Annotated in this window: 12 protein-coding genes and 2 pseudogenes; 10 read left to right on the forward strand and 4 right to left on the reverse strand. The window is 71.1% G+C overall.

What is annotated here, in order from left to right; genetic code table 11:
* Positions 1 to 22 precede the first annotated feature (22 nt).
* Together G3I54_RS04510 and G3I54_RS04515 are read left to right on the forward strand one after the other, a co-directional pair.
* Positions 23 to 604 (forward strand): TetR/AcrR family transcriptional regulator, encoded by a 582-nt coding sequence (locus G3I54_RS04510; protein WP_164611320.1) that lies wholly within the window; start codon positions 23 to 25, stop codon positions 602 to 604.
* A 105-nt stretch (positions 605 to 709) separates the two neighbouring features.
* On the forward strand, positions 710 to 1,813 hold the full coding sequence (locus G3I54_RS04515; RefSeq protein WP_164611322.1) for a hypothetical protein: 1,104 nt from the start codon (positions 710 to 712) through the stop codon (positions 1,811 to 1,813).
* Positions 1,814 to 2,003: 190 nt separating this feature from the next.
* On the opposite strand, the pseudogene G3I54_RS04520 reads toward G3I54_RS04515, so the two are convergent.
* Positions 2,004 to 2,198 (reverse strand): annotated as a pseudogene (locus G3I54_RS04520) (ATP-binding cassette domain-containing protein); the annotation flags it as partial.
* A 113-nt stretch (positions 2,199 to 2,311) separates the two neighbouring features.
* Here G3I54_RS04520 and G3I54_RS04525 point away from each other — a divergent pair.
* Positions 2,312 to 4,123, forward strand: coding sequence for a cytochrome c biogenesis protein CcdA (locus G3I54_RS04525; RefSeq protein ID WP_164611323.1), 1,812 nt, complete (start codon positions 2,312 to 2,314; stop codon positions 4,121 to 4,123).
* Here G3I54_RS04525 and G3I54_RS04530 read toward each other — a convergent pair.
* On the reverse strand, positions 4,102 to 5,658 hold the full coding sequence (locus G3I54_RS04530; protein WP_164611325.1) for an aromatic amino acid ammonia-lyase: 1,557 nt from the start codon (positions 5,656 to 5,658) through the stop codon (positions 4,102 to 4,104). The genes G3I54_RS04525 and G3I54_RS04530 overlap by 22 nt on opposite strands.
* A 127-nt stretch (positions 5,659 to 5,785) precedes the next feature.
* Here G3I54_RS04530 and G3I54_RS04535 point away from each other — a divergent pair, with 127 nt between their 5' ends.
* The 5 genes from G3I54_RS04535 to G3I54_RS04555 all read left to right on the forward strand — a co-directional run bounded on the left by G3I54_RS04535 (position 5,786) and on the right by G3I54_RS04555 (position 10,606).
* The gene (locus G3I54_RS04535) at positions 5,786 to 6,853 is read left to right on the forward strand and encodes an ABC transporter ATP-binding protein (RefSeq protein ID WP_164611327.1); all 1,068 of its coding nucleotides are present in this window, start codon (positions 5,786 to 5,788) and stop codon (positions 6,851 to 6,853) included.
* Positions 6,850 to 7,500 (forward strand): ABC transporter permease, encoded by a 651-nt coding sequence (locus tag G3I54_RS04540; RefSeq protein WP_164611329.1) that lies wholly within the window; start codon positions 6,850 to 6,852, stop codon positions 7,498 to 7,500. The genes G3I54_RS04535 and G3I54_RS04540 overlap by 4 nt, the downstream gene beginning before the upstream one ends.
* A 4-nt stretch (positions 7,501 to 7,504) precedes the next feature.
* On the forward strand, positions 7,505 to 8,182 hold the full coding sequence (locus tag G3I54_RS04545; RefSeq protein WP_164611331.1) for an ABC transporter permease: 678 nt from the start codon (positions 7,505 to 7,507) through the stop codon (positions 8,180 to 8,182).
* A 9-nt stretch (positions 8,183 to 8,191) separates the two neighbouring features.
* On the forward strand, positions 8,192 to 9,124 hold the full coding sequence (locus G3I54_RS04550) for an ABC transporter substrate-binding protein (protein WP_164611333.1): 933 nt from the start codon (positions 8,192 to 8,194) through the stop codon (positions 9,122 to 9,124).
* Between the two features lie 72 nt (positions 9,125 to 9,196).
* The gene (locus G3I54_RS04555) at positions 9,197 to 10,606 is read left to right on the forward strand and encodes a cytosine permease (protein WP_164611335.1); all 1,410 of its coding nucleotides are present in this window, start codon (positions 9,197 to 9,199) and stop codon (positions 10,604 to 10,606) included.
* 149 nt (positions 10,607 to 10,755) lie between these two features.
* Here the strand turns inward: G3I54_RS04555 and G3I54_RS39280 are convergent.
* A pseudogene (locus G3I54_RS39280) lies at positions 10,756 to 10,908 on the reverse strand (RNA polymerase subunit sigma-24); the annotation flags it as partial.
* 68 nt (positions 10,909 to 10,976) lie between these two features.
* On the reverse strand, positions 10,977 to 11,903 hold the full coding sequence (locus G3I54_RS04565) for an AEC family transporter (protein ID WP_164611337.1): 927 nt from the start codon (positions 11,901 to 11,903) through the stop codon (positions 10,977 to 10,979).
* 373 nt (positions 11,904 to 12,276) lie between these two features.
* Here G3I54_RS04565 and G3I54_RS04570 point away from each other — a divergent pair, with 373 nt between their 5' ends.
* Together G3I54_RS04570 and glpK are read left to right on the forward strand one after the other, a co-directional pair.
* Positions 12,277 to 13,122 carry an MIP/aquaporin family protein gene (locus G3I54_RS04570; RefSeq protein WP_164611339.1) on the forward strand — a complete coding sequence of 282 codons (846 nt, stop codon included), beginning with the start codon at positions 12,277 to 12,279 and terminating at the stop codon, positions 13,120 to 13,122.
* Between the two features lie 27 nt (positions 13,123 to 13,149).
* A complete protein-coding gene (glpK, locus tag G3I54_RS04575; protein ID WP_164611341.1) occupies positions 13,150 to 14,667 on the forward strand; it encodes a glycerol kinase GlpK in 1,518 nt (505 codons plus the stop codon).
* Positions 14,668 to 14,857: the final 190 nt, after the last annotated feature.

Raw genomic sequence — 14,857 nt, forward strand, 5'->3', positions numbered from 1 at the left:
ACGAACCCCGCGAGGAGGATCCGTGTCCCGGTCGAACAAGGACGCCCCGCTGCGCTCGGACGCGCAGCGCAACCGTGAGCGCATCCTGCGGGTGGCCATGGTCGAGCTGACGCTGCGCGCGGACGCGCCGCTGAGCGCGATCGCCAAGAAGGCGGGCGTCGGACAGGGCACGTTCTACCGCAACTTCCCGCACCGGGAGGCCCTCGTGCTGGAGGTCTACCGCTACGAGATGCAGCAGGTCGCCGAAGCGGCGTGCGAGCTGCTGGAGACCCGCCCGCCCGAGCGGGCGCTGCGCGAGTGGATGGACCGCCTCGCCCGGTTCGCCATGACCAAGGCCGGTCTGGCGGACGCGATCCGACTGGTCACCAGTGCGCCGAACGGACCGGCGAAGCCCGGCCCCACCCCGGTCATGGAGGCGGCCGGGACCCTGCTGCGCGCCTGCGAGGAGATCGGCGCCATCCGCCCCGGCGTGAGCCCGGACGACTTCTTCCTCGCCATCGCCGGCCTCTGGCAGATCGATCCGCGCGAGGACTGGGAGCCGAGGGCCGGCCGGCTCCTGGACTTCGTCATGGACGGGCTGCGCGTGGGGGCGCCCGGCCGGTGACCGGACCGCCGCCGGCCGTTGTCGGCGGGCCGTGTGATGATGCCCCGTACGGCGCTCGGACCTGGGGAGGGACCGGGCGCGGAAGCAGGGGACGGGAGCGGTGAGTTGAGCAAGGGCGGGGCGTCCATACCGGACGAGGAGTGGGAGCGTTTCCTCAAGGAGGCCGAGGCCGGAAGCCCCGGTGCGCCCGAGGAACCGTCGGCGCGGGCCCGGATGGTGACGCGGCGGATCCAGGAGGAGCCCGGCCGCCCGGAAGGCTGGCGGACCTACACGCCGGCCCGCCGCCGGAGCGGCAGGAAGTGGTACGCGCTCGGCCTGGTGGTCGCCGTCGTCCTGCTGGTCGCGGTGGCCGTCGCCCCCGGCCGGATCTTCGGCTGGTTCGACGGCGCGGACGCCTCGGACAGCAGGCCCCTCGCCGCGGAGCCGGAGCGCCCGAGCGGGCCGCCCGCCGAGGAGGCCGCCGGCCGACAGCCCACCCCTGAGTCCCCGTTCGACGGATCACCGGCCGCGCGCTGGAGCGACGGAACGGCGGGCATCCAGCTGCCCGAGGCGCGGGCGACCGGCTGGATGAGCAAGGCGGAGGTGGCACGGGCGCTCGACAGCACCCGGGACTTCCTCGCCGCGTCCAGCCTCGACCCGGCCGTACTGCGCGGCGAGCGGCCGAGCAGGGCCATGGCGCTCATCAACCCGCACCAGTCGGACGTACAGGACTTCCTCAAGAAGGCGTTCCGCTCGCCCGACCGCGAGAACGACCCCCTCCTGCTGTTCAGCCGCTTCCGGTCCGCCGATGTGCGGCCGGTCGGGGACGTGGTCAAGACCCGCGGCCGGATCACCTTCCGGGAGGGCGTGAAGGGTGCGGTGGAGGTCGCCACCGATGTCACCTACGTCTACCCGGTCGTACGCGCCTCGGGGGACGGCGACGAGGTCGCGCGCACCATCGTGCGCCGCGAGGTGGTGCTGAGCTGGGACGATCCGGCGAAGATCGTGATCGAGCCGGGGACGTTCTCCCTCGTCTCCTACAAGGTGGACACCACCAACGGCGGTTGCGACACCTACACCGGCTATCTGACCCCCGCGTTCCTCGCCGAGCGCACCACCTCCGACGGGGGCGACGGCCCCGCGGTCGACCCGTACGACCGGAGCACGTCGATGGAGGAGCGGATGAGGGGATCCGACGACGAGGGCTGCGGGACCGCCTCCCGCTCCTGACGGGGGGACGCTCCCGCACACCGCGCGGGAGCGTCCACGGGGAGCGCCGCGGAACCGGCTGTTCGCGGTGCCGCCCCCGGCGGAGCCGCGAGAGCAGCCCCCGGTGCGCCCAACCGGTCCGGCGCAGCCCCGCCCGGCCGTCGGGGAAGGGCCACCGGAACAGGGCCACCAGGCCGACGGGGTCTCCCAGCACCGAACACGAGCCGGCCGTCAGGGTCCGGCTGCCCCGGAAGGCGCGGAGCAGCGTCGTCTTGCCCGAGCCGTTGCCGCCGGCGACACGCCAGAGTTCACCCGGCAGCACCGAGAACGTCGTGGGCGCGAGCAGGGCGGTGTCGCCCGGTGCGACCGTCGCGCCGTCCGCCGCGATGGCGGGAACCACCGTCATCTCCCCCTCCGGAACCGCGGTCGCCCGGCCACCAATCCGGTGACGGCGCGGCGCCGAATACCGGGTGGAGGGCCGCGGAGCTTGCCGCTCTCTCCCCGGAGAGGCGGAACGCCATGATCACGCTGATGCTCATCGGGTTGCTGGGAGGGCTGATCACCGCGGTATCGCCCTGCATCCTGCCCGTCCTGCCGGTGGTGTTCCTGGCCGGCGGCACCGGGCGGGGCGAGGACGCCGGTACGTCGTCGGGCGGGGGTCGCGGCGGCGGTGCGGTGGGCGGTGACGGTCGGGCCGACGGAGCTGGCGGGGGCTCGGTGGCGACCGCGACCGCCCCGGCCGCTCCCGTACGCGCTTCGCGCAATCGGCGTCCGTACGCGGTGGTCGCCGGGCTCGTCGTCAGCTTCGCGTTCTTCACCCTGCTCGGCGTGACGATCATCTCGGCCCTCGGCCTGCCGCAGGACATCCTGCGCTACATCGGGCTGGGGCTGCTCGTCCTCATCGGGCTCGGCCTGATCTTCCCGCCCGTCGAGCGTGTGCTGGAGAAGCCCTTCGCCCGTATTCCGCAGCGCCAGGTCAACAAGGAGGGCAGCGCCTTCGCCCTCGGTCTGGGCCTGGGGCTGCTGTACGTGCCATGTGCCGGACCCGTCCTGGCGGCGATCACCATCGCGGGCGCCCGGGGCGAGATCAGCTCCGACATCGTGGTGCTGACCCTCTCGTTCGCCGTCGGCACCGCCGTACCCCTGCTGGTGTTCGCCCTCGCCGGGCGCAGGGTCGCCGACCGGGTCGCCGCGTTCCGCAGGCGCGCCCGGGGGCTGCGGATCGCCGCCGGCACCCTGATGATCGTTCTCGCGCTGGGGCTGGCCCTCGACGTCACGGCGGCCATCCAGCGGTCGCTGCCCGACTACACCTCCGGTGTGCAGAAGAAGATCGAGGACAGCGACGCCGCCCGGCAGCAGTTGTCCGGGCTGTACGACGATTCCAACAAGGAGCTCTCGCGGTGCGAGGACGGCGCCGACGAACTGCGCTCGTGCGGGCAGGCCCCGGCGTTCGAGGACATCGACTCCTGGTTCAACACCCCGGGCGACCGGCCCGTCGACCTCAAGAGCCTGCGCGGCAAGGTCACCCTGGTCGACTTCTGGACCTACTCCTGCATCAACTGCCAGCGCGCCGTGCCCCATCTGCGCGACTGGGAGCGCGCCTACAAGGACGCCGGGCTGCGCATCATCGGCGTCCACTCCCCCGAGTTCGCCTTCGAGAAGAAGCGGGCCAACGTCGAAGCCGGTGCGAGGAAGCTCAAGGTCACCTGGCCGGTCGCCCTCGACAACGACCTCTCCACCTGGGACAACTACCGCAACCGCTTCTGGCCCGCCAAGTATCTGATCGACGCCGACGGCACCGTCCGCTACTTCAAGTTCGGCGAAGGCCAGTACGACCGGACCGAGACGATGATCCGCGAACTGCTCCGGCAGGCGGACCCCACCGTCGTGCTGCCGGAGCCCACGGACCGCGCCATGGACGATCTGGCCGCCGACCGGACGCCCGAGACATATCTGAGCAACCTGCGCATCCGCGGGTACGTCGGAACGCCCCTGGTGGACGACGAGCCGACCGTCTACCGCTTCCCGAAGAGCGGTGCGCTGCCTCTGAACAGGCTCTCGCTGGACGGGACATGGACGGCCGGATACGAGCGGTTCACAGCGGGGCCCGAGGCCCGTCTCGCCTTCACCTACCGGGCGAAGAACGCCAACCTCGTGCTCGCCGGCACCGGAAAGGTCACCGTCCTCGTGAACGGCGAGGTGACCAGAACCGTCAGCGTGAGCGGCCCGCCGACGCTGTACCGGCTCACCGACGACCGGGACCCGCGCACCGCACGCCTCGAACTGCGCCTGGACGAAGGCCTCCAGGCCTACGTCTTCACCTTCGGGTGAGCCGGTCGGACCCCCTGTTCCGGCTCCGGCCCCGAGGCCTGCCACAGCTCGGCGAACCGGTCGAGCAGTCCGGCGGCCGCCGCGACATCGTCCGTCAGGGGCCGGTCGGCGGCCTCCGCGTCGAGCACCGAGGCCGCCAGCTCGAAGGCGCGGCCGACGGGCAGCTCCGGGTCGAGCCGCAGCTCGCGCTGGCGCAACGCCCTGACGGCCGCGACGAGTTCGCAGCCGACGACGAGCCGGAACGCCTCGCACGCCCGCAGGGTCTGCCGCGCCGCCAGGGACGCGAAGCTGGCCTGTTCCTCGACGCCCCGCGAGAGCACGGCGTGGCCGAGCGAGGCGGGGGCGGAGAAGGCCCGCAGATCGCCGAGCGCCGCCCCGGCCGCGTATTCGAGGATCATCACGCCCGAGGACGCCGGTTCGCCGTCCGCGAGGAACGGGCGCAGCCGGGTGAAGCCCGGTTCGTTCAGCGTCGAGAGGCGGGAGGTGGACAGCCGCGCCACCTGGGTCAGCGCGAGCCTGAAGTGATCGAGGGACAGAGCGAGTTGAGCGAGATAGAAGCCGCCGTGGTGGTAGGCGGCCATATCGTCCGCCGAGATCAGCGGGTTCTCGGCGGCCGCGTTGATCTCGACCGTGAGGACCTCTTCGAGCGCGTCCGCCGCGTCGTGCGCGGGCCCGTGGATCTGCGGCACACAGCGGAAGCCGTACGGGTCCTGAATCCGGCCGAGCGGCGGTGTGGGCCGGTCGGGGGCGCCCAGCAGCAGCCGCATCCGGTGCGCGACCTCGTACGAGCCGGCGTGCCGCCGCGCCTGGTGGACGGGCAGCGCGTAGGCCTCGTAGCTGCCGTCGATCGCCATCAGGGAGAGGGCCGCCACCACCTGTGTGGCCGCGATCAGGGCGCGCAGTTCCTGCAGGGCGAGGGCGGACTGGCCGAGGGTGAGGGCGTTGCTGCTGATCAGGGCGAGGGCGTCGTTGTTGTCGAGGGGCTGGGGTTCGGGGGCGGTTCCGGCGCCCTGCCAGGGGTGTTCGCCCGCCAGGGCGAGGCCCATCTGCGCGAGCGCGGCGATGTCGCCGGTGCCGACCGAGCCGAATTCGTTGACCTTCGGGTAGGCGCCGGTCTCCAGGGCCTCGCAGAGCGCGGTGACGACGGTCGGGCGCAGGCCGGCGCCACCGGCGAGGAGCTGGTTGGCGCGGACGGCGAGCATGGCGCGGACCTGACGCGCGGGGAGCTCCTCGCCGATCGCTCCGGCGTGGCTGCGCAGCAGGCGCAGGCCGTGGTCGGCGGCCGCCTCGGTGGGCACGGCCTCATTCCGGTTCGCGCCCACGCCGGTGGAGCGGCCGTAGACGCGACCCCACGAAGCGATTTCCCGGGCGGCGTTCCACGAGTCCTCCACGCGCTTCATGCCCTCGGTCGCCGGAACGGGCCTGGCGACGGATTCGGCCATGCGTACGACATCTGCGACCATCAGTCGGCGGCCGTCGAGGACGACGATCGCACTGGCGTCTTCGGCCACCCCGTCCGAGATATGAGACGACATCAGTGACAATTCCTCCTCGATCAGGCGCTTCGTCTTGCCCTACGACCACTCGTTACCAGGGATTTACGCCTGAGCGGCGACGACCTATTGACAACCTATTCAGTCACCGAGAACTCTGCATGATGATATGCAGCCGGGCAAGGGACTCCTCATGATCCAATTCGACAAGGCCCACAAGCGCTTCCCGAACGGCACGACCGCGGTGCACGACCTCACGCTCGACCTGCCGGAAGGAGGCGTGACCGTCCTCGTCGGATCTTCCGGTTGCGGCAAGACGACCACGCTTCGCATGATCAACCGGATGGTCGAGCCGACCTCCGGGACGATCAGGGTGGGCGGCAAGGACGTCCTGGAACAGGACGCCGCCGAGCTGCGCCGCTCCATCGGTTACGTCATCCAGCAGTCCGGGCTCTTCCCGCACCGGACCGTCCTGGACAACATCGCGACCGTACCGCTGCTGCTCGGCTGGGGCCGCAGAAAGGCGCGGTCGCGGGCGGCGGAGCTCCTGGAGACGGTCGGCCTCGCCGCCGACGCGGGAAAGCGCTACCCGCACCAGCTCTCCGGCGGCCAGCAGCAGCGCGTCGGCGTGGCCCGCGCGCTCGCCGCCGACCCGCCGGTCCTCCTGATGGACGAGCCCTTCGGCGCCGTCGACCCGGTGGTCCGCACCCAGCTCCAGGACGAACTGCTGCGACTCCAGAGGGAGTTGAACAAGACCATCGTCTTCGTCACGCACGACATCGACGAGGCCGTACGGCTCGGGGACCGGATAGCCGTCTTCCGTACCGGTGGCCATCTCGTCCAGTGCGCCGCCCCCGCCGAACTGCTGGCCCGTCCGGCGGACGCGTTCGTCGCGGACTTCCTCGGCGCGGAGCGCGGCCTGAAGCTGCTGTCGCTGACGACGCTCGAAGAGGTCGCCCAGAGCCCGGCCCCCGAAGGCGGCCGCTGGCAGCTCGCCCTCGACTCCGCCCGCAGGCCGCTGGCCTGGCGCGACAGCGAGAGCGACGCCGAGATACCCGTCCGGCCGCTGCGCGACACCGACTCGCTCCTCTCCGCGCTCAACGAGTCGATCGCCGCGCCGATCGGCCTGGTCGCCCGGGTCGACGCGGACGGCGTCCTCACCGGTGTGACGTCCCGCGAGGACATCCACGACCGCGCGGGCCAGGTGCACAGCGCGGCGAGCACGGTGGCCGCATGAGCGTCGACTGGTCGTGGATAGCCGACCACACCGACGATCTCACCGCCCTGACGCTCTCCCACCTCCAGGCCGCGCTGACCGCCGTACTCCTCGGCCTGCTCGTCTCGCTCCCCCTGGCCGTGCTGGCCCACCGGGTGCGCAGGCTGCGCGGGCTCCTCCTCGGTCTGTCGAACGTCCTGTTCACCATTCCGTCCATCGCCGTCTTCGTGCTCCTCCTGCCGGTCAGCGGACTCACCCGCACCACCACCGTCATCGGCCTGACGATCTACACGCTCGTCGTGCTCCTGCGGAACACCGTCGAAGGCCTGGACTCCGTCCCCACCCGGACGAAGGAAGCCGCGAAGGCGATGGGCACCCGGCCGCTGCGCACCCTGCTCACCGTCGAACTGCCCCTCGCCCTCCCCGTGATCATGGCGGGCGTACGGATCGCGACGGTGATGGCGATCTCCCTGGTCTCCGTGGCCACGTACATCGGCGACGGCGGACTCGGGCAGCTCTTCACCGACGGGTTCCAGCGCAACTTCCCCACCCCCGTCATCGTCGGCGTCGTCCTGACCCTGCTTCTCGCGCTCGTCGCGGACGCCCTGCTCGTCACCCTCCAGTACGTCCTGACGCCGTGGAACCGCCGGCAGAAGCAGGGGGCCTGACCTCATGTACGAACTCCTCAAGGGCCTCGGCTCCTGGCTGGTCAGCGGTGAGCAGTGGACCGGCTCCGACGGCATCGGGCACCGCCTCGCCGAGCACCTCCAGTACTCGCTGCTCGCCACCCTCGTCGCCGCCGCCATCGCCCTGCCGGTCGGCCTGCTCATCGGCCACACCGGGCGCGGCGCGTTCATCGCCATCAACCTGTCGAGCTTCGGGCGGGCGCTGCCCACGGTCGGTCTGGTGGTCCTGGTCTTCCTCGCCAGCGGGCTTTCGATGTGGCCGGTCTACATCGCCCTGGTGGCGCTGGCGGTCCCGTCCATCGTCACCAACACCTACGCCGGGATGACGGCGGTCGACCCCGAGGTGCGGGACGCGGCGCGCGGCCAGGGCATGCGCTGGCACCAGGTGCTCCTGCAGGTCGAACTGCCCCTCGCGCTGCCCCTGATCATGACCGGGCTGCGCCTCGCGCTCATCCAGGTCGTCGCGACGGCCACCATCGCCGCGTACGTCTCCTTCGGCGGACTCGGCCGGTACGTCTTCGACGGGCTGGCCCAGCGCGACCTCGTGCAGGTGCTCGGCGGCGCCGTGCTCGTGGCGGTCGTCGCCGTCGTCCTCGATCTCGCGCTCTCCGCACTCCAGCGCGTCCTCTTCCGCCATCGCCCCGCCACGCAGGCCCAGGCCTAGGAGCCCCCCATGAACCGCAGAACTCTCCTCGGCGGGCTCTTCGCCGCCGCGACCGTCCCCGCGCTCGCCTCCTGCAGCGGCGGCATCACCTCTCTCGACGGAGAAGGCGCCGGCGGCGGGGGCGGCGGCTCCAGCGAGGGCGGCGTCACGATCGGCACCGCCAACTTCACCGAGAACCAGGTCCTCGGATACCTCTACGCCGCGGCCCTCGAAGCGGCCGGGGTCACGACGAAGGTCCGTCCCAACCTGGGCACCCGCGAGATCCTCATCCCCGCGCTCAAGGGCGGCGACATCGATCTGCTGCCCGAGTACCAGGGCGCGCTGCTGCACTACCTCGACGCCGGGGCCACCGCCACGGAGGAGGGCACGATGCAGAACGCCCTCGCCATGCTGCTGCCGCGCGGCCTGCAGATCCTCCCGTACGGCGAGGCGGAGAACGCCGACGCGTTCGCCGTGACCAAGGAGACCGCCGAGGAGTACGGGCTGAAGTCCCTGGCCGACCTGGCGAAGCACAACGGCAAGCTCGTCATCGGCGCGGCCCCCGAGGTCAAGAAGCGCACGGTGGGCTCGGTGGGCCTCAAGGAGGTCTACGGCGTGGAGTTCAAGGAGTTCAAGTCCCTCGACTCCTCGGGCCCGCTGGTCAAGGGGGCCCTCAAGAAGGGCGATGTGGACGTGGCGAACCTCTTCACCACCGACACCGACATCGCCGCCGAGGGCTGGGTCGTCCTCACCGACCCGAAGAACCTCATCCCCGGCCAGCACGTCGTGCCGCTCATCGCCGACCGCAAGGCCGACTCGACGGTCCGCAAGGCGCTCGCCCGCCTCGGGTCCGTCCTGACGACGAAGGACCTCACCGAGCTCAACCGCCTGGTGGACAAGGACCGCAAGGACCCCGAGGACGTCGCGAACGACTGGGCGGCCGAGCACGGCATCAAGAAGTAGCCGCGCCGGTCCGGGCCGGCAACAGCAGGACCGGCGGCAGCACCATCACACCGAGAGACCAGGAGCCGAGTCATGGCAGCTGAAGACCTGGTGGAGCGCCGCTCCATCGACGTCGTCCCGGACGACGAACGGCACGGGACGGCGTTCAGTCAGTTCACCCTCTGGCTCGGCGCCAACCTCCAGATCACCGCGGTGGTCACGGGCGCGCTCGCCGTCGTCTCCGGCGGCGACGTGGTGTGGTCGGTCGTCGGCCTGCTGCTGGGCAATGTACTCGGCGGCGCCGTCATGGCCCTGCACTCCGCGCAGGGCCCGAAGCTGGGTCTGCCCCAGATGATCCAGTCCCGGGCCCAGTTCGGGGTGAAGGGCGCGGTCGTCCCGCTGCTGCTGGTCATCCTCATGTACGTGGGGTTCTTCGCGAGCGGCAGCGTGCTGGCCGGTCAGGCGACGGCTCGGCTGATGCACACGAACGACACCACCGGCATCGTCGTCTTCGCGGTCGTCACGGCCGTGATGGCGGCGGTCGGCTACCGCGTGATCCATGTCCTCGGGCGGGTGGCCAGCGTGGTCTGCGCGCTGGCCTTCGTCTATCTGGGCATCCGCCTCCTGGACCGGGTGGACCTCTCCGCGCTGCTCGGCGACGCGCACTTCGACCTGCCGATGTTCCTGCTGGCGGTGTCGCTCTCGGCGTCCTGGCAGCTCGCCTTCGGGCCGTACGTCGCGGACTACTCGCGCTATCTGCCGCGTACGACGTCGGGGCGGTCCACGTTCTGGTGGACGCTGTCGGGATCGGCCATCGGCTCGCAGTGGTCGATGACCTTCGGCGTCCTCGTGGCGGCGACCGCCGGGGAGGCGTTCCTCACGAACCAGGTCGGTTATGTGGTCGGCCTGGGCGGCGCGGGGCTGATCGCGTCGTTCCTGTACTTCGTGATCGCGCTGGGCAAGCTGACCATCAATGTGCTGAACACCTACGGCGGTTTCATGTCGATGGTGACGAGCATCAGCGGATTCCGTGGTCAGCGGACGCTGTCGCCGCGCGGCCGGGCCGTGTACATCGGGCTCATCATGGTGGCGGGAACAGCGTTGGCGCTGCTGGGCAAGGACAGCTTCCTGACCTCGTTCAAGGACTTCCTGCTGTTCCTGCTGACGTTCTTCACCCCGTGGTCCGCGATCAACCTGGTCGACTACTACCTGATCTCGCGGGAACGGTACGACATCCCCGCGCTCTCCGACCCCGGGGGCCGCTACGGCGCGTGGCGCTGGGACGCCCTCATCGTCTACGGAATCGGCGTCCTCGCCCAACTCCCGTTCCTGGTGACGCACTTCTACACCGGCCCGCTGGCGGATCCGCTGGGCGGCGCGGACGTCTCCTGGATCGTGGGCCTCGTGGTCCCGGCGGTCCTGTACTGGCTGCTGGCCCGCCGGGACACCCGGCACATTCCGGAGAAGACGCTCTACACGCTCGCTTCTCCGCACGAGAGTTGACGGATCGTCACTTTCGAGGGCTGGTCGCCGCGTAGGCGGTGACTCCGGTGGCCAGGAGCGCGGCGGCGGTCCAGGCGGCGGGTCCCGAGCCTGCCGGGGCCCGCCGCCAGCCCGCGACGCAGCCCGGGCCCGGTGGCGCGAAGAGCGTGAACCAGGGCCTGGAGAACCTGCCGCAGTTCCGGGGCGAGGGTCCGCAGGGCGTCCCCGACCTCCCCGCCGACGTCGGCGGCCGGCGCCTCGTCCTCGGCGGCCGGGGCGGTGGCGTGCTCGGCTGCGGCGGCCGGGGGTGCGGCGTGGTGGGCGGGGCCCGCGGGTTCTCACCGGGGAGTGGTCTGCGTCACACCTGCGCCCGGGCCGTCCGGCCCGGTGGCTACCGGCCGAGCAGTGCGGCGACGGCGATCAGCACCGGGACCGAGAGCAGCGTGGACAGCAGGATGGACTCCCTGGCGAACCGCTCGGCGACCCGGTAGTGCGAGGCGTACGTGAAGAGGTTCTGGGCGGCCGGGAGTGCCGCGATCACGACGACGTCCAGCAGCGCCTCGCCCCGCAGGCCGAACAGGCCCGCGCCGACGGCCCAGGCGACGATCGGCTGGGCGACCGTCTTCAGCGCGGCGGACAGGTACAGCGCGCCCCGGTCCTCCCCACGGCCCGGCCGTTCGCCGCCGTGCAGGGATATCCCGAAGGCGATGAGGACCGCGGGGACCGACATGTCGCCGATGAGGGAGAGCGGTTCGAGCAGCGGTCCCGGCGGTGTCCGGCCGGACACCGCCACCGTCACGCCGGCCAGCGATGCGATCGCCATCGGGTTGCGCAGCGGGGTGGTCAGCCGCCGCAGGACCGACACCCGTTCGCCGGGGCGGCCGAGGTCGAGGACGGTCAGGGCCAGCGGGGTAACCAGGATCTGCTGGAGGAGCAGGACGGGGGCGACGAGCGAGGCGTCGCCCAGGACGTACACGGCGATGGGGATGCCCAGATTCCCGGCGTTGACGTAACTGGAGCACAGGGCGCCGATCGTGACCCGTCCGGCATCCCAGCGCAGGAACAGCCCGGCCACCACGGCGAAGACTCCGGCCGTGGCGGCCACGGCTATCGCGGTGACCAGCAGACGTGTCGACAGGACGACGGACAGGTCCGCGCCCGCGAGCATCGTGAAGAGCAGGGCCGGGGTCGCGACGTTGAAGGCCAACCGGGTCAGCACGGCACGGCCGTCCTGCCCCAGACAGCCGCGGCGCCCCAGGACGTAGCCGACGGCGATCACGGTGGCGATCACCGTGAATCCGGTGAGGACTCCCTGCATGGCTTCCTTGCGGGTGGATCAGGTGCGACGGCCGACCGGCCGGGCGGAACGCCTGGTCAGGTGCGGGCACAGCGTCTCAGACGGGTGGTCGCGTCCTTGAGGCGGGGGCGCCGCACCCCGGTCGATCGGGGCGCACTCCCCCTTCCCAACCGGTCGGGTGAGCGTCCTTTTCCACCCGGTCGGGTGAGCGTCATCGCCGTCCGCGAGCCGTCCGACGGCCCGCGCCATCGGCCCCGGTCGCAGGGGAGATCCCCGCAAGCCCCACCCTCACGGTCGAATCATCCCGATATGCCCGATCTCGTGAAACGTCTTAGCCTGCTGACACCTGCTCGGATAGTCGACAGCCGGCGCCGTCGGCGGAGGGCGAGCTTCCATGGCTGAGCTACGTAAGAAGTCCGGACTGATCGGCGAGATGTCCGCCGAGTTCGCGGGCACGATGATCCTCATCCTGTTCGGATGCGGTGTCGTGGCCCAGGTGGCGGCGGGCGGAGCCCTGACCGATCCGCCCGGCGGACTCGGGGACCACGACAGCATCGCCTGGGCGTGGGGGCTGGGCGTCACGCTCGGCGTCTATGTGGCGGCGCGGTTGAGCGGGGCGCATCTCAATCCCGCGGTGACCGTCGCGCTGGCCACGTTCAAGGGGTTCCCGTGGAGCAAGGTGGCTCCCTACGCGCTGGCGCAGACGGCCGGTGCGTTCGTGGCCGCGCTCCTCGTGCGCTGGAACTACAGCGAGGCGCTGGCGAAGGCCGACCCCGGGCACACCATCAAGACGCAAGGGGTGTTCTCCACCCTGCCGGCCAACGGCAACCCGGCTCTGCCGGTCCACGAGTGGGGCGCGTTCCGCGACCAGATCATCGGCACCGCCATCCTGCTGCTGCTGATCATGGCCATCACGGACATGCTGAACACCCCGCCCGGCTCGAACCTGGGCCCGTTCATCATCGGCCTGGTCGTGGTCGCGATCGGCATGGCCTGGGGCACCAACGCGGGGTACGCGATCAACCCGGCCCGTGACTTCGGGCCCCGGCTGGCGAGCTTCCTCACCGGTTACGGCGGGGCGTGGCGGGACCAGTACGGGAATCTCTACTTCTGGGTGCCCATCCTCGGACCGCTGATCGGCGGCCTGCTGGGCGCGGGCTTCTACAAGGCCTTCGTCGGACGCTTCCTGCCGTCCGCCGTGCCCGAACCGCCGGGACGTATCCCGGCGCCCAAGGACTGACGACACCGGCCGGAGAGGCGACACATCATGGCGGACTTCATCGGCGCGGTGGACCAGGGGACCACCAGCACCCGATTCATGATCTTCGATCACGGCGGCAACGAGGTCGCCAAGCACCAGCTGGAGCACGAGCAGATCCTGCCCCGCTCCGGCTGGGTGGAGCACGATCCCGTGGAGATCTGGGAACGCACCAACTCGGTGATGCAGAACGCGCTGCGGCACGGCGGTCTCTCGCCGTCCGACCTGGTGGCCATCGGGATCACCAACCAGCGCGAGACCACGGTGGTCTGGGACCCGCGCAACGGGCGGCCCTACTACAACGCCATCGTGTGGCAGGACACCCGTACGGACTCCATCGCGGCGAACCTCGAACGCTCGGGGCAGGGCGAGGTGATCCGCCGCAAGGCCGGGCTGCCGCCGGCGACGTACTTCTCCGGCGGCAAGATCCAGTGGATCCTGGAGAACGTCGACGGCGTCCGGGAAGCGGCGGAGGCCGGTCACGCGATCTTCGGCAACACGGACGCCTGGGTCCTGTGGAACCTGACCGGTGGCCCGAACGGCGGTATCCACGCCACCGACGTCACCAACGCGAGCCGCACCATGCTGATGAACCTGGAGACCCTCGACTGGGACGAGGAACTCCTGGGCTTCTTCGGCATCCCCCGCGCGATGCTGCCGAAGATCAACCCTTCTTCGGACGCGGAGGCCTACGGCTCCACGCGCACCTCCCGGCCGCTGAGCGCCGCCATTCCGATCGGCGGTGTCCTGGGCGACCAGCAGGCGGCCACCGTCGGCCAGGTCTGCTTCGAGCCCGGCGAGGCCAAGAACACCTACGGGACCGGCAACTTCCTGGTGCTCAACACCGGCACCGAGCTGGTCCGCTCGCAGCACGGCCTTCTCACCACGGTGGCCTACCAGTTCGGCGACAGCCCGGTGGTCTACGCGCTGGAGGGCTCCATCGCCGTCACCGGATCAGCGGTGCAGTGGCTGCGCGACCAGATGAAGATCATCAAGTCCGCGCCGGAGAGCGAGGAGCTGGCCCGGAGCGTCGAGGACAACGGCGGTGTGTACTTCGTCCCCGCGTTCTCCGGCCTGTTCGCGCCGTACTGGCGGTCCGACGCCCGCGGCGCGATCGTCGGCCTGGCCCGGTACAACGACAACGCCCATCTGGCGAGGGCCACGCTGGAGGCCATCTGCTACCAGAGCCGCGATGTGGTCGAGGCCATGGAACAGGACTCCGGGGTCCATCTCGACGTGCTCAAGGTCGACGGCGGTGTCACCGCCAACGACCTCTGCATGCAGATCCAGTCCGACATCCTCGGCGTCGAGGTCAGCCGGCCCGTCGTCGCCGAGACCACCGCTCTCGGCGCCGCCTACGCGGCGGGGCTCGCCACCGGGTTCTGGCAGAACACCGACGAACTGCGCACCCAGTGGCACGAGTCGAAGCGCTGGTCGCCCCAGTGGTCCGAGAAGAAGCGCGCGGACGGCTACGCGGGATGGAAGAGGGCGGTGGAGCGCACCCTGGACTGGGTGAAGGTCCCCTGATGGCCCGGGTGCTGATCTCCTGACCCGGGTGAAGGTCTCCTGACCCGGGTGGTGGCCCCGCTCCTCCGGGCCCTGGCGCCCCTGCCTCCGCCGACGTGCGGAGGCGGGGGCGTCCTCCGTGCGGGGGCGCGGGGGCAGGGGCGTCCTCGCATAGGTTGGGCCGTTGCATCCGACGCACCGCGACGAGGAC

The organism is Streptomyces sp. SID14515 (genome assembly GCF_010548505.1).
Lineage (GTDB): Bacteria > Actinomycetota > Actinomycetes > Streptomycetales > Streptomycetaceae > Streptomyces > Streptomyces caviscabies.

Coding starts and splice junctions, on each gene's coding strand:
- G3I54_RS04525 (WP_164611323.1), top strand. CDS start 2,312: ATGATCACGCTGATGCTCATCGGGTTGCTGGGAGGGCTGATCACCGCG.
- glpK (WP_164611341.1), top strand. CDS start 13,150: ATGGCGGACTTCATCGGCGCGGTGGACCAGGGGACCACCAGCACCCGA.
- G3I54_RS04550 (WP_164611333.1), top strand. CDS start 8,192: ATGAACCGCAGAACTCTCCTCGGCGGGCTCTTCGCCGCCGCGACCGTC.
- G3I54_RS04570 (WP_164611339.1), top strand. CDS start 12,277: ATGGCTGAGCTACGTAAGAAGTCCGGACTGATCGGCGAGATGTCCGCC.
- G3I54_RS04530 (WP_164611325.1), bottom strand. CDS start 5,658: ATGTCGTCTCATATCTCGGACGGGGTGGCCGAAGACGCCAGTGCGATC.
- G3I54_RS04545 (WP_164611331.1), top strand. CDS start 7,505: ATGTACGAACTCCTCAAGGGCCTCGGCTCCTGGCTGGTCAGCGGTGAG.
- G3I54_RS04540 (WP_164611329.1), top strand. CDS start 6,850: ATGAGCGTCGACTGGTCGTGGATAGCCGACCACACCGACGATCTCACC.
- G3I54_RS04555 (WP_164611335.1), top strand. CDS start 9,197: ATGGCAGCTGAAGACCTGGTGGAGCGCCGCTCCATCGACGTCGTCCCG.
- G3I54_RS04565 (WP_164611337.1), bottom strand. CDS start 11,903: ATGCAGGGAGTCCTCACCGGATTCACGGTGATCGCCACCGTGATCGCC.
- G3I54_RS04535 (WP_164611327.1), top strand. CDS start 5,786: ATGCAGCCGGGCAAGGGACTCCTCATGATCCAATTCGACAAGGCCCAC.